The sequence below is a fragment of the Enterobacter sp. 3U4 genome (assembly GCF_057224565.1).
Map to the genome: position 1 here is coordinate 1150950 of NZ_CP136665.1, position 13454 is coordinate 1164403.

Genomic DNA, 13454 nt, shown 5'->3' on the forward strand with positions numbered 1-13454 from the left:
TTTCTTATCCTGCCAGATTCAGCGTAAGGAAGTGTAACGGCTCGTTAAGCTTATTTAACTTTAGGTTCGTACGGTAAACGGGAGAGGTTGACCGAGGCGAGACGGTGGGCGATGAGTCTTTCGCGAAACCAGTCGCGCAGATGGGCGGGCTGTTCCCGTTCCACGACTTCAGCCACGATGGGCATGTTGTAACGCTCTTTGAACGCGACGCCAGCGGCAGCAAGATCGACATTCACTTTATCCATCTCGTCCTGCGGAAGGGCGGCCAGATTGATCTTCATTACCTTCTCCTTTTTATGCGGTGGCAACGTTACCGCGATTGCACGATGATGACAAGCGGAGGCAGGATGATCCTCGACTCGCTTATTATACAGCGTTATTCTTTAGCATACAGACATAACAAAAAGGAATGATTGCGATGGGTTTCTCCGCCTCCCGCGCGGTATGCGCACTGGTTTTTGTGGCCTCGACGATGATGACGCCCTCCGTGCTGGCACATGCACATCTTAAACAGCAGATCCCGGCAGCAGACAGCGTGGTGGCCGCACCGCAGGTACTTACGCTGCATTTTTCAGAAGGCATCGAACCGGGATTTAGCGGTGTGGTGGTGACGGATGCGCAAAAGCAGGTCATCAAAACGGGAACCGCTACGCGAGACGAAAAGAATAAAGCGCAGCTCACCGTTCCGCTGGAACAAACGCTGGCGTCGGGGACGTACCAGGTAGACTGGCACGTAGTCTCCGTAGACGGTCATAAAACCAAAGGCAGCTATCACTTTAGCGTGAAATAGCATGCTGGCGCTGTGTTATATCGGGTTGCGGTTTATCCATTTCGGGGCGCTGATGCTGGTTTTTGGCAATGCGCTTTACAGCGTCTGGTTTGCGCCTTCCTCTCTCCAGCGACTGATGTCCCGGCGTTTCCAGCTGCAGCAGAAAGTGGCGGCCTTAGTGAGCCTGGCGGCTGCACTCCTGATGTTTATGCTTCAGGGCGGACTGATGGGTAACGGCTGGGGAGATGTGTTTATCCCGCAGGTCTGGTACGGCGTAATGAGGACACAGTTTGGCGGCGTCTGGCTGTGGCAAATGATTATTGCTGTGATGATGGTCGCTGCAGCATGGCTCGCGCCGCTGAAAGGTTCGCGGCTGCTGCTGCTCGCCATGGGCCAGCTTATTCTGCTGGCGGGGGTAGGGCACGCGGCGATGAACGACGGTCCGATGGGGGCGTTGCAGCGCCTTAATCACGCTTTTCACCTGATCTGTGCCGCAACCTGGCTTGGCGGATTACTGCCCCTGTTATTCTGCATGCGTCTGGCGAAAGGGCGCTGGCAGAATGCCGCCATCTATACCATGATGCGCTTCTCGCGCGTGGGCCATTATGCGGTCGCGGGCGTGCTGTTCAGCGGAGCGATCAATGCGCTCATGATACTGGGCGTCCATATTCCCTGGCAGACTGAGTACGTGCAGTTTTTGTTGTTCAAATGTGCGCTGGTGGCGTTGATGGTGGTAATTGCGCTGGCAAATCGGTATTTTCTGGTGCCACGGTTTCGTCCGGAGACCGGCCGGGCACAACAGATTTTTATCAGGATGACACAGGCAGAAGTGGTGCTGGGGGCGCTGGTACTGGCAACGGTCAGTCTGTTCGCCACCTGGGAACCCTTCTGACAAGGTTAAATATCATATGAAAAAAACAGTACTTTCTCTCATCTTGCTGGCCTGCACGGGGAGCGCGCTTGCCGCACCGCAGGTTATCACCGTCAGCCGTTTTGAAGTGGGTAAGGACAAATGGGCGTTCAATCGTGAAGAGGTGATGCTGACCTGCCGTCCGGGCCATGCGCTGTATGCCATCAACCCGAGCACGCTGGTGCAATACCCGTTAAATGAAACCGCCGAGCAGCAGGTGGCCAGCGGAAAGAGCAGCGGCCAGCCGATTAGCATCATTCAGATCGATGACCCGGCGCATCCGGGACAAAAAATGAGTCTGGCGCCGTTCATCGAGCGTGCCGACAAGCTCTGCTAACGTTCAGGTTTCCAATAAAAAACCGCAGATGCTTGCGAAAGCACTGCGGTTTTTCACATTTTATGATGCTCTGGCGCTTTTTTTCCGACCGCTTTAGCTGTGGACTGGAAAACCTGGCGTCGTCATCTATTCTTAAAAGGCAAGGCGACTTAGCCTGCATTAATGCCAACTTTTAGCGCACGGCTCTCTCCCAAGAGCCATTTCCCTGGACCGAATACAGGAATCGTATTCGGTCTCTTTTTATCTGCATGAAAGTCAAAGACTAATCCTTTCGATGTCTCACTTCTGCAGCGCACGTCGTGTACGTCTGGTTAAAACATAACACACTACAGCATGCTGTAGTCCAGCCCTTTTTGCCTGTTTTGTTAAATTTTCGTGTGCAATTCAGGAAAGCGCGTGCGGGGTCTAAAAGTGCGATTTAACCGACGCCTCAATTTCGTCAAGCAGCTCAAAGCGACGGCGGTATTCAGCGCGTTTTTTACTGGCAATCTCTTCCAGGGATTTGCGCTCCATCCGCAGCGGCAGCTGCCAGCAGAAAGTGGAGAGCTTTTTACCGTCCAGAGATGCCCAGAATTCATCGTAGCTGGCGTGGAAATGGCGGCCTTTGCTGAGACGATATCGCAACGCGCGGAACACGTGCCCCTCATCGCTGACGGCAAAAATCGCCCGGACAGAGGACTGCGCAGCCAGCTGGAAGAGGACTTCCATCAACACCCGTTTGGGGAACAGGCCGTGGCAGGCGCGGGTGGACTGTTTAATAACGTCTCGCGATACGCAGCGGCGGGGTCCCTGAAGCCCGCCGATGACCATGACCTGCTGACCGTTGCTGCGTGCGACGCTAAAGGTCAGGCTGGCCAGCAGCGTATCCTCGTTGTCGCGAAGCCATAGTGTGCTTTCACCTTCGCGCTCGGCTTTCCCCGCAGAGGACGCATTGACCGTATAGATAACACCGTCTTTGGCATGGAACTGTGCGACGGTTTGCTCCTGCGGGCTGGTCATTGCCTGAGCAAGACCGCTCTCTTTCAGGCTATCAATCCAGTAATAATGGCTAACGATCGCGTCGGCGCGATCGTTAGCCGTCAGGCCGCGCATCAGGTACTGCCGGTGGGTCTTGCTCGGCAATGTAATTTGAGAGGCCAGCAGTTTGTCGAAATCGTCGCGGCCTGAAAGGGCCTCCAGCATGCGATGGGTAGAGGACCAGAACACCAGCGAACGTAACAGGAACTTCAGGCGATATTCGCGCTTGCGCCAGATCGGCCCCGGGACGCGTTTGCCGTTCACCAGCTCGGAAATAATATTTGTGCGATGCGGATAAAAAACATCGTTATGCAGGTGCGTATTAGACACGTGAAGACCCTCTTTTTTTTCTACCCTTATTCTAAAGAGCCAATAAAAAGGGATTAATAGCGCGAGGATCTTTATTTCTGTTTGGTTTACCGTTTGTTTCACTTCATGAGGACCGCGCCTGTCCGTTGCATTTTCTGCGGTGGCTATACTGTTAAAAGGAGGTCCTATGTATCAGCGAATTGAAGGTGGGGAGTGGCGTCACGTCTGGGTTGTCAGCGATATACACGGTTGTTACCAGTGGCTTATGGATGAGCTTAAACGCCGCCATTTTAACCCGTATGAGGATTTACTTATTTCAGTCGGGGATGTGATCGATCGTGGCCCTGATAGCGTGAAATGCCTGCAGTTAATTCATGAAAAATGGTTTCGTGCCGTGCGGGGAAACCATGAGCAAATGGCTCTCGATAGTCTGGATAATAACGATTTTTCGCTCTGGACGATAAATGGCGGAATGTGGTTTTCGCAACTTGAACGGGGCCAGCAACAGCTTGCGCTGTCGTTACTCGAAGCCTGTCGTGAATTACCGCATATCATCGAGATAACCTGTGCGAACGGTCTGAATGTAATTGCCCATGCTGATTATCCGGCTGCGGAATACCAATGGCAAAAGCCGGTAAGCGCCCAGCGCGTCTTATGGAACCGCGACAGGCTGATGGGATTTATGGTGGGCAAAGGAGAGGGCATCAGCGGCGCGGATCATTTCTGGTTTGGGCATACGCCCCTCGACAGAAGGTATGATTTTAATAATCTCCACTACATTGATACGGGGGCTGTTTTTGACGGTTACTTTACGCTGGCGCAGCTGCAGTAATAAATAACCCGCCTTCGGGCGGGTTCTCTTTAGGTCAGGCAAGACGCATGACCCAGGCATCGGTTTTACTATCGTAATGCTCACGGTAAAGGACAGAATGTTCGCCATCAAGTATTGCCGGGACGCTGGTGTCTGCATCCCATGCATCGAGCTGCATGCACAAATCCGGATCGGATTTGCAGGGAATACTTAACGTTCGATCGCCCTGTGCTTCGCCGCGCAGCTCTGCGTCGTCGATCTCAAAAGCGCCAATACGCACGCTGGTTTTCGTCATAGTGCTCTCCGGGTCGGTTGTCAAAATCTGGTATGACCAGTGCGGCCACCCATTTTTGATCGTAGACAAGGAGAGCAAAATCGCCAGTAAAAAAATGCGCTTTTTTTCAGTCCGTGCGATCGTTACCGGTAAACAGCCGGCCGTCCCGCACCAGCTCGCGCGGATAGCTGTTTTTCAGCCTTGAGCCGACCTTTTTTGCCAGCCCCAGCGGGTATTCCTGATACGTCACAATCACTTCATCGTCTGATGGCGTGCTGTCCGGATAGACATCGCGACCGCGATACCACTCTTCGGCTTCCTGATGCGTCAGGGCAAAGGTATTCTCGCTTCCGGCAAGGGCGATTACGGCCTCATGCTGCCAGCGATAGCCTTTATTATGGACTTCCGCCAGGCGGATCCCGATTCGGGAAAAACGGACCTTGCCGATGAGCGGCTCGATCTGTGCCGGGAACAGCCAAATCTCTTTATCACGCATCCAGAGGTGCAGGCTCTCATCCCAGACCAGCCCAACCTTTTTGGCGGCAGCGATAAGCTGTGCTGCATCGCGGCCTTTAAGAGGGGCAAACGGGAAGTTACCGACCTTGAATTTAGGGGCGGGCAGGGGAGCAACCGCCTGCGTTTTACGCAGACGCGCTACAAAGAACCCTTCGCAGTCGTAAATCTGCGGGAAAACGTGGAGGAAACCCTCCGGCGTGAGCGCGTCCTGTGCCGAGGCGAACAGATCGTTAAGCGGCAGGAACTCGACCGCATCGGGGTATTGCGCTTTCAGCCACAGGCAGACGTCTTCGTTTTCATCGCGGTTTAGGGTGCACGTGGAATAGACCAGCGTGCCGCCAGGGCGCAACGCGTGAAATGCGCTCTCGATCAGCTCTCGCTGCGTGGCGGCGATCTCAAGGTTGCTTTCCACGGACCAGTTCTTTAACGCATCGGGATCTTTACGCACCACCCCTTCGCCGGAGCAGGGGGCGTCCAGCAGAATGGCGTCGAAGGCTTCCGGCAAGGCGGCGCCAAACACGCGTCCGTCGAAGTGTGTCAGGGCAACATTATGAATACCGCAGCGGCTGATGTTGGCATGCAATACCTTCACGCGGCTGGCAGAGAACTCGTTGGCGAGGATCGCCCCGTGGTTACCCATGCGGGCTGCAATTTGTGTCGTTTTTGAGCCGGGTGCCGCGGCCACATCCATCACGCGCTCAGGCGCGTTGCCCTCTGCGAACAGGGCGGCCACCGGCAGCATCGAGCTGGCTTCCTGAATATAGAAAAGACCGCTCAGATGTTCAGCGGTACTGCCCAGCGGCAGTGAGGCTTCGTCATCGCGTTCGATCCAGAACCCCTCAGCGCACCACGGTACCGGCGTAAGCTGCCAGCCGTATGGCGAGACCAGCGTCAGAAAATCATCGACGCTGATTTTCAACGTGTTGACGCGAATACTACGGCGTAACGGACGCTGGCAGGCGGCGATAAAATCGTCTAACGACAGGTGAGAAGGAAGCGCCTCGCGCATCTGCGCCAGGAATTGTTCAGGAAGAAATACGGAGTTTTGAGCCACGGGCACACCACAGGGAAAAGTTCAGGTGCGCAGTGTAACATAAAGGCTCCGGTGCGTTGACACCGGAGCCTGTCAGATTAACGCGGCAGGGCGGTTCCCCATTCGCGCCACTCTTTCGGTTCGCTTTCAAGCAGCAGGAAGTGTTTGCCCGGCTGCGCTTTCGGCGCCAGCGGCGTGCCCGGCGGCGTGGCAAACGCGATACCGCCGCGAATGAACTGGTTGAAGGTGCCGGTTTTCACCACGCCACCCGTCAGGCCGAAGTCCAGCGAATAGCCGGATGCCAGCCAGAATACCGAGTTATTACGCACCAGGTGCTGGTAGCGTTCGCTGATGCGTAATGCCACCATCACGCGGTCGGAGAGCGTACCGAGCGTCAGGCCCGTGACCGTACCCACCTCAATGCCGCGGAACAGTACCGGGGTGCCGATGCTCAGCGAGCCCGCTTCCGGCACTTCCACCACGATGCTCAGGCCGCCAAGGTAGCGCGAGTCGGTGATCGTGGCTTCCTGCAGCTCGAAATCACGACGGGCATTGCCCTGGCCCGGCTCCACGTTGATGTACGGCTGCAAAATGGTATCGAGATGCTCAACGCCCGCGGCCGAGATCTGCGGCGTGACCACCGAGAAGCGCGAGCCGGTGCGGGCAAAGGTCTGCACATATTCCGGGTAGAGCACGGCGGTGGCCTGCACCTCGTTACGCGAGGTAATTAGCGTCAGCTTCTGGATCTGCCCGATATCAATGCCCAGATAGCGGATTGGCATGCCTTCCGCCAGCTTACCGGCATCAAACGCGTGCAGGGTTATCTGTCCACCCACGGCACGCGCAGCGGTTTCGGACGGGAAGAGAATACGCTTGTCACCTTTACGCAGATTCGCGCCCGCGCCGCTGAGGTTATCGAAGCTAATCGCCCCGCGCAGCGCGCGCGACAGCGGGGAGGCCTGCACGGTCAGCCCGTTACCGTTAAGCTGAACTTTCGCGCCGCCTTCGGCCCAGAAGACGCTGTTTGGCGTCAGCAGCTTGCGGTACTCCGGCTTGATGTGCAGTTCGATATCGAACGCATCCGCACGCGGGCGAACGGCGATCACTTCCCCGACTTCAAACTTGCGATACAGCACCACGGATCCCGCCTGTACGTCCGGCAGCGTCTCGGCGCTAAGCGTCAGCGTGGTGGTAGGAAGATCGCTCAGGCTGTTTTCAATCGCTTTCTCCAGGTTGGCATACAGCGGATAGCTGTCGCGCACGGGGCCTTTATCGCCAGGCAGAATGCGGATACCGCCGTTAACCCATTCGCTGGCGCTGGCGCCGAGAAACTCCACGCCGTCCAGACCCACCTTCACGTCGACGCGACTGTTCACCACGAATTTACTGTCACCGTGCACCAGGTCGCTGTATTGCGGATCGATGGCGACCGAGAACGTCACGCCATCCGCGGAGAGCTTACGCTCCAGCACCTGACCGACCTGTACGCCGTGTAAAATTAGCGGCTGTCCGGCTTCGATACCGTAACTTTCTGGCGCATTCAGCGTGACGGTCACCACGCCCGGCTTTTGCAGCAGGGCTTTATCCGCCGGGGCAATTACGAAGCTGTTGCTGGGTTCACCTTCACCGGGGATGAGCTCAAACGTATTGCCGGTCAACAGCGTGCTGAGGCTGGCATCGTTCAGAGAGAGCTTTGGACTGCGCATTTCGATGCGCGTTTTCTCACGCAGGAGATCGACCACGCTCGGATCGACCGTCATTTCGCCGGTGACCGATCCGCCCGGGTTGAGCGTCATTTTGGTGAGCTGGCCGACCTGCAGACCCTGATACATCAGCGGCGTTGAGCCCGCTTTTAGACCTTTAGCATCGGGCAGGGCGAGTTTAACGATCACGCCACGCTGGCTGTGCGCCAGGTCAGCGTACAAGCCAAATGAATCATCAGCGGTGGCAGGGCTTGAGTTTTCCGGGGAGTCAAAGGCAATGGCGCCATTCACCAGCGCGGCCAGACTCTCCAGCTTCACTTTCGCACCGCTCAGGCTGAGGTCCGCATCCACGCCTGAGACGTTCCAGAAGCGGCTGCCTTTTTTCACCAGATTGGTGAAGCGACGTTCGATCAGCACGTCGATGGTGACGCCCTGTTTATTCGGGTTGATCGCATAGTCGTATACGCGGCCAACCGGGATCTTCCGGAAATAGACCAGTGAGCCACTGTTCAGGGAACCGAGGTCTGGTGCCTGGAGATGAATCATCAAATCGCCGTTATTAAGGCGGTATTTGGGCTGCGTATCCAGAGCAACAAAGTGATCCTGCGGCTCGCCTTTGCCCGGCATCATGCCGATATAGTTACCGCCCACGAGCGCATCCAGCCCGGACACGCCGGCCAGAGAGGCTTTTGGCGTCACCAGCCAGAACTGCGTTTCGCTGCGCAGGGCATCCTGCATGTCAGATTTGATACTGACCCGCACCTGAATTTTGTTCAGCCCTTTTCCAAGGGAGATGTCCTGAACCGTACCCACTTCAACCCCCTGGAAGCGAACGGGCGTTCGCCCGGCAACGATGCCGTCGGCGGTCTGGAAATCAATGGTGACCGTACTCCCGCGATCTTCATAGCTCGTCCAGATAAGCCAGCCTGCAATCATCAGGGCGATGACGGGCAGCAACCAGAATGGCGAAATGCGGCGTTTTGTTTTAATTCTCGCTTCAGTCGGCGAAGCGGGGGTTTCCTGACTCATGTGCATCCCAAAGTAAGCGGCTATCCAGCCATTCCACAGCAAGAATAGTCAATATCACCGCAGAGCCGAAATAAAAAGCCGCGGGTCCCATTGTAAAAGCAAGTAACTGATCGCGATTGATGAGCGACATCATCAGCGAAATCACGAACAGATCTAACATTGACCAGCGGCCAATCCAGGTGACGAACCGCAGAAGCAGAATGCGGGTTCGCAAACCTTGTTCACACTTTAAGTGAATGCTGATGAGCAGGGTAAACATCACCACCACTTTGGTAAAGGGAACCAGGATACTGGCAATAAAAACGATCGCCGCCACCCCGACGTTGCTGTGCGCAAGGGAGATAATCCCGGAGAGGATAGTATCCTCCTGACGTCCGCCATTCACGTAAATGATGGAAATCGGCAGCATATTGGCGGGGATCAGAAACACCAGGGAGGCGATCAGCGCCGCCCAGCATTTTTGCAGGCTGTTGTTGCGCCGCAGCCTTAATGGAATGTGGCACCGCGGGCAGCGTCCGCGCGGGTCGGGCAACCCGGTATAGTGACATCCCAGACAGACGCGAAGATTATCATCGGGACGCGTGGCGGGGCGCTGAGGGTAAAAACGCTCCCAGAGCTGCTCAACGTTCAGGTGGATCAGCGTCAGGATGCTTAGCAATACCAGGCAGATGAAAGCAAAGAGCCCGATGCCGGGCTGCAAAAAGGCGTAGTCCTGTACCTTTATTGACGCAACGCCCACGCCGACCAGATAAATATCCAGCATAACCCACTCTTTGAGCTTATCCAGCATCAGCAGCACCGGGCGAAGATTCATGCCAAGAATATTGCCAAACCAGAGATAGGCAATGGCGGCAACCAGCACCAGCGGTGCGCCAACGGTGCAGAACAGCACCATGGCGGCGGTGATGGGATCGCCCTGACGGGTCATTTGCCAGATACCCTGCAGCACGTTGGCGTCAATGCGCACGCCAAGCAGGTAGAGTTTCAGCAGCGGTTCGCTCCAGGCGAAGGGCATCAGCAGCAGCATGGTGACGGCCATGGCGGCGAGACGGGTTAGCGACCAGTCGCGGCCATCGCGAATTTTCGCGTCGCAGCGCGGACAAAAGGCACTTTGGTGCGATTTCATCTTCGGCAACATAAAAAGCGTATCGCACTGGGGGCAACGCTGATAATGTGCACGTGGCAAAGCTTCGCTTACCGTATGGACAGTTATCTTTCTTGTCGGCGTAATTTTGGTTGTTTTTAAGGCCATCAGCTGCGCACAAATAAGTATTGTTGAAAGTTATAATAACTCATGAACGGATTCATCTTGAGCATGAGCGCATTTAATGCTTATTTTAATAGGCTATGCGGTAATTTTGTAAGACAACTAAGTGATTGAATAATGAACAAAACAGAATTCTACGCGGATCTGAACCGCGATTTTAAGGCATTGATGGCGGGTGAGACCAGCTTCTTAGCCACTCTGGCAAATACTAGCGCATTGCTGTTTGAACGTCTCTCTGACGTAAACTGGGCTGGCTTTTATCTCCTGGAAGGTGAAACGCTGGTGCTTGGCCCGTTCCAGGGCAAACTGGCCTGCGTGCGTATTCCGGTTGGGCGTGGCGTATGCGGCACGGCGGTGGCCGAGAATCAGGTGCAGCGTGTGGAAGACGTTCATGCGTTTGACGGGCACATTGCCTGTGATGCAGCCAGTAACTCTGAAATCGTTCTGCCGCTGGTGGTCAAAAATCAGATTATTGGCGTTCTGGACATCGACAGTACGGTCTTCAGTCGCTTTACAACCGAGGACGAACAGGGGCTGCGCGAGCTGGTGGCGAATCTGGAAAACGTACTCGCTGCAACCGATTATCAAAAATTCTTTGCGAGCGTCGCAGGATAATCAACGGATAACGTAGCATTTACTGATAGCGTCATTATAATGACGCCTGTTCATGCCTGCGCTTGTTGGCAACGTCCGTTGTAATCAGGAAATTTCATGGAAAATCAACCTAAGTTGAATAGCAGTAAAGAAGTTATCGCATTTCTGGCCGAGCGTTTCCCGCAGTGCTTCAGCGCGGAAGGTGAAGCTCGTCCCCTGAAAGTCGGTATTTTTCAGGATCTGGTGGCGCGTGTTGAAGGGGAAATGAACCTCAGCAAAACTCAGCTGCGTTCCGCCTTACGTCTTTATACTTCGAGCTGGCGCTACCTGTACGGTATCAAACCTGGCGCGACCCGCGTGGATCTCGACGGCAACCCGTGTGGCGAGCTGGACGAGCAGCACGTTGAGCACGCGCGTAAGCAGCTTGAAGAAGCCAAAGCACGCGTTCAGGCACAACGTGCAGAACAGCAGGCGAAAAAACGCGAAGCCGCAGCGGCAAACGGCCAGGAAGAAGCGCCTCGTCGCGAGCGTAAACCACGCCCTGCGCCGCGCCGTCACGATAATAACGATCGCAAACCGCGTGCCGACAAACCAGCAGCAAAAGCCCCGCGTGCCCCTCGTGAAGAGCCGCGCCATACGCCGGTTTCTGACATTAACGCCCTGAGCGTGGGTCAGGCACTTAAGGTAAAAGCGGGTAACAATGCTATGGACGCCACCGTAATGGAAATCACCAAAGATGGCGTTCGTGTACAGCTGACTTCTGGTATGTCAATGATTGTACGCGCAGAACACTTGTTGTTCTGAAACGGAGGCCAAGCCTGGCATGAACACTTTTTTTAAGCTCACCGCGCTGGCGGGCCTGTTTGCAATAACAGGCCACGCTTTTGCAGTGGACGATATCACGCGTGTTGATCAAATTCCGGTACTCAAGGAAGAGACGCAGCACGCGACGGTGAGCGAGCGCGTGACCTCACGTTTTACCCGCTCGCACTATCGTCAGTTCGATCTCGATCAGGCCTTTTCGGCCAAAATCTTTGACCGCTATCTGAACTTGCTGGATTACAGTCATAACGTTTTGCTCGCCAGCGATGTCGAGCAGTTCGCTAAGCGTAAATCCGAGGTGGGTGACGAGTTGCGTTCAGGCAAGCTGGATCTGTTCTACGATCTGTACAACCTGTCGCAAAAGCGCCGCTTTGAACGCTATCAGTACGCGCTGAAAGTGCTGGAACGTCCAATGGACTTCACCGGCAACGACACCTTCAATCTGGACCGCAGCAAAGCGCCCTGGCCAAAAGATGAAGCCGAGCTGAATGCGCTGTGGGACGGCAAAGTAAAATACGACGAACTGAGTCTTAAGCTGACCGGCAAAGACGAAAAAGAGATCCGTGACACGCTGACGCGTCGTTACAAATTTGCCATTCGTCGTCTGGCCCAGACCAACAGTGAGGATGTCTTCTCACTCGCGATGACCGCCTTTGCGCACGAAATCGATCCGCACACCAACTATCTCTCACCACGCAACACTGAACAGTTCAATACCGAGATGAGCCTGTCTCTGGAAGGTATCGGCGCGGTGCTGCAGATGGACGATGACTACACGGTGATCAATTCGATGGTCGCGGGTGGCCCGGCATCCAAAAGCAAAGCGATTAGCGTAGGCGATCGCATTGTGGGTGTAGGACAAACCGGCCAGAACATGGTCGACGTGATCGGCTGGCGCCTCGATGACGTGGTCGCGCTGATCAAAGGTCCGAAAGGCAGCAAGGTTCGTCTGGAAATTCTGCCTGCCGGTAAGGGCACCAAAACCCGTATCGTTACCCTGACCCGCGAGCGTATCCGTCTGGAAGACCGCGCGGTGAAAATGTCGGTGAAAACCGTGGGTAAAGAGAAGGTTGGTGTTCTGGATATTCCTGGCTTCTACGTAGGGCTGACGGACGATGTGAAAGTTCAGCTGCAGAAGCTTGAAAAGCAGAACGTCAGCAGCATTATCATCGACCTGCGCAGTAACGGCGGCGGGGCGCTGACGGAAGCGGTTTCACTCTCTGGTCTGTTCATTCCATCGGGTCCTGTGGTTCAGGTGCGCGATAACAATGGTAAAGTCCGTGAAGATGCTGATAACGACGGTGTGGTCTACTACAAAGGCCCGCTGGTGGTCCTGGTTGACCGCTTCAGTGCCTCCGCATCTGAAATCTTTGCCGCTGCTATGCAGGACTATGGCCGCGCGCTGATTGTCGGTGAGCCAACCTTCGGGAAAGGCACCGTTCAGCAGTATCGCTCTCTGAATCGGATTTACGATCAGATGCTGCGTCCGGAATGGCCTGCGCTGGGCTCAGTTCAGTACACCATTCAGAAATTCTACCGCGTGAACGGCGGCAGTACGCAGCGTAAGGGCGTAACGCCGGACATCATGATGCCGACAGGCACGGAAGAGACGGAAACCGGCGAGAAGTTTGAAGATAACGCGTTGCCGTGGGACAGCATCAATGCCGCGACCTACGTGAAAGCGGGTGATATGACGCAATTTGGCCCTGAACTGCTGAAAGCGCATAACGACCGCATCGCGAAAGATCCGGAGTTCCAGTACATCATGAAGGACATTGCAAGGTTCAATGCCCTGAAAGATAAGCGGAATATTGTTTCTCTTAACTACGCACAGCGTGAGAAAGAGAACAACGAAGACGATGCAACCCGCCTGGCGCGTATCAACGATCGCTTCAAGCGTGAAGGTAAGCCTCTGCTCAAGAAACTGGACGATCTGCCTAAAGATTACCAGGAGCCGGATCCGTATCTGGATGAGACTGTGCATATTGCTCTCGACCTGGCGAATCAGGAAAAAGAGAAACCTGCCGTACAGCCCGCTCCGGCAAAATAACCTCCCAACAGGC

Annotated in this window: 13 protein-coding genes; 7 read left to right on the top strand and 6 right to left on the bottom strand. The window is 55.2% G+C overall.

All coding sequences use genetic code 11. The features are described from left to right. Positions 1-50: 50 nt before the first annotated feature. Entirely contained in the window at positions 51-281 is a 231-nt protein-coding gene (locus RVY89_RS05425; RefSeq protein ID WP_013096102.1) for a DNA polymerase III subunit theta, read from the bottom strand. A gap of 137 nt (positions 282-418) precedes the next feature. Here RVY89_RS05425 and yobA point away from each other — a divergent pair, with 137 nt between their 5' ends. From yobA to RVY89_RS05440, 3 genes are read left to right on the top strand one after another with little or no spacing between them, the layout of a single operon-like run. Further along, positions 419-790: a CopC domain-containing protein YobA gene (yobA, locus tag RVY89_RS05430; protein ID WP_484827128.1), complete on the top strand. Its 372-nt coding sequence runs from the start codon at positions 419-421 to the stop codon at positions 788-790. A 1-nt stretch (position 791) separates the two neighbouring features. Then, entirely contained in the window at positions 792-1661 is an 870-nt protein-coding gene (gene copD, locus RVY89_RS05435) for a copper homeostasis membrane protein CopD (RefSeq protein WP_484827129.1), read from the top strand. A 16-nt stretch (positions 1662-1677) separates the two neighbouring features. Beyond that, positions 1678-2016: a YebY family protein gene (locus RVY89_RS05440; protein WP_148241952.1), complete on the top strand. Its 339-nt coding sequence runs from the start codon at positions 1678-1680 to the stop codon at positions 2014-2016. Positions 2017-2421: 405 nt separating this feature from the next. Here the strand turns inward: RVY89_RS05440 and RVY89_RS05445 are convergent, their stop codons facing one another. Further along, on the bottom strand, positions 2422-3363 hold the full coding sequence (locus RVY89_RS05445) for a VirK/YbjX family protein (protein ID WP_484827130.1): 942 nt from the start codon (positions 3361-3363) through the stop codon (positions 2422-2424). Positions 3364-3529: 166 nt separating this feature from the next. Between RVY89_RS05445 and pphA the strand changes: the two genes are divergently transcribed. Beyond that, positions 3530-4174 (top strand): protein-serine/threonine phosphatase, encoded by a 645-nt coding sequence (pphA, locus tag RVY89_RS05450; protein WP_484827131.1) that lies wholly within the window; start codon positions 3530-3532, stop codon positions 4172-4174. A 34-nt stretch (positions 4175-4208) separates the two neighbouring features. Here pphA and RVY89_RS05455 read toward each other — a convergent pair whose 3' ends face one another. The 4 genes from RVY89_RS05455 to yebS form a co-directional block, all read right to left on the bottom strand. Further along, positions 4209-4448, bottom strand: a complete 240-nt coding sequence (locus tag RVY89_RS05455) for a YebV family protein (protein ID WP_008500472.1) — start codon at positions 4446-4448, stop codon at positions 4209-4211. A gap of 106 nt (positions 4449-4554) precedes the next feature. Beyond that, on the bottom strand, positions 4555-5952 hold the full coding sequence (gene rsmF, locus RVY89_RS05460) for a 16S rRNA (cytosine(1407)-C(5))-methyltransferase RsmF (protein ID WP_484827901.1): 1398 nt from the start codon (positions 5950-5952) through the stop codon (positions 4555-4557). 122 nt (positions 5953-6074) lie between these two features. Continuing rightward, on the bottom strand, positions 6075-8708 hold the full coding sequence (locus RVY89_RS05465) for a PqiB family protein (protein ID WP_484827132.1): 2634 nt from the start codon (positions 8706-8708) through the stop codon (positions 6075-6077). Further along, positions 8677-9960 carry a membrane integrity lipid transport subunit YebS gene (gene yebS, locus RVY89_RS05470; RefSeq protein WP_484827133.1) on the bottom strand — a complete coding sequence of 428 codons (1284 nt, stop codon included), beginning with the start codon at positions 9958-9960 and terminating at the stop codon, positions 8677-8679. Before yebS ends, RVY89_RS05465 begins: the two co-directional genes overlap by 32 nt. Before the next feature lie 132 nt (positions 9961-10092). On the opposite strand from yebS, the gene RVY89_RS05475 reads away from it, so the two are divergent. The 3 genes from RVY89_RS05475 to prc all read left to right on the top strand — a co-directional run bounded on the left by RVY89_RS05475 (position 10093) and on the right by prc (position 13441). Next, entirely contained in the window at positions 10093-10590 is a 498-nt protein-coding gene (locus RVY89_RS05475; RefSeq protein ID WP_008500476.1) for a GAF domain-containing protein, read from the top strand. A 96-nt stretch (positions 10591-10686) separates the two neighbouring features. Then, positions 10687-11373: an RNA chaperone ProQ gene (gene proQ / locus RVY89_RS05480; RefSeq protein ID WP_371898667.1), complete on the top strand. Its 687-nt coding sequence runs from the start codon at positions 10687-10689 to the stop codon at positions 11371-11373. A 19-nt stretch (positions 11374-11392) separates the two neighbouring features. Beyond that, entirely contained in the window at positions 11393-13441 is a 2049-nt protein-coding gene (prc, locus tag RVY89_RS05485) for a carboxy terminal-processing peptidase (protein ID WP_484827134.1), read from the top strand. The last annotated feature ends 13 nt before the right edge of the window (positions 13442-13454 follow it).

Bases quoted from the DNA above. Each gene is read 5' to 3' on its own strand.
- RVY89_RS05475 (WP_008500476.1), top strand. From the start codon at position 10,093: ATGAACAAAACAGAATTCTACGCGGATCTGAACCGCGATTTTAAGGCA.
- RVY89_RS05465 (WP_484827132.1), bottom strand. From the start codon at position 8,708: ATGAGTCAGGAAACCCCCGCTTCGCCGACTGAAGCGAGAATTAAAACA.
- rsmF (WP_484827901.1), bottom strand. From the start codon at position 5,952: ATGCGCGAGGCGCTTCCTTCTCACCTGTCGTTAGACGATTTTATCGCC.
- prc (WP_484827134.1), top strand. From the start codon at position 11,393: ATGAACACTTTTTTTAAGCTCACCGCGCTGGCGGGCCTGTTTGCAATA.
- RVY89_RS05425 (WP_013096102.1), bottom strand. From the start codon at position 281: ATGAAGATCAATCTGGCCGCCCTTCCGCAGGACGAGATGGATAAAGTG.
- pphA (WP_484827131.1), top strand. From the start codon at position 3,530: ATGTATCAGCGAATTGAAGGTGGGGAGTGGCGTCACGTCTGGGTTGTC.
- proQ (WP_371898667.1), top strand. From the start codon at position 10,687: ATGGAAAATCAACCTAAGTTGAATAGCAGTAAAGAAGTTATCGCATTT.
- yebS (WP_484827133.1), bottom strand. From the start codon at position 9,960: ATGGCCTTAAAAACAACCAAAATTACGCCGACAAGAAAGATAACTGTC.
- copD (WP_484827129.1), top strand. From the start codon at position 792: ATGCTGGCGCTGTGTTATATCGGGTTGCGGTTTATCCATTTCGGGGCG.
- RVY89_RS05440 (WP_148241952.1), top strand. From the start codon at position 1,678: ATGAAAAAAACAGTACTTTCTCTCATCTTGCTGGCCTGCACGGGGAGC.
- yobA (WP_484827128.1), top strand. From the start codon at position 419: ATGGGTTTCTCCGCCTCCCGCGCGGTATGCGCACTGGTTTTTGTGGCC.
- RVY89_RS05455 (WP_008500472.1), bottom strand. From the start codon at position 4,448: ATGACGAAAACCAGCGTGCGTATTGGCGCTTTTGAGATCGACGACGCA.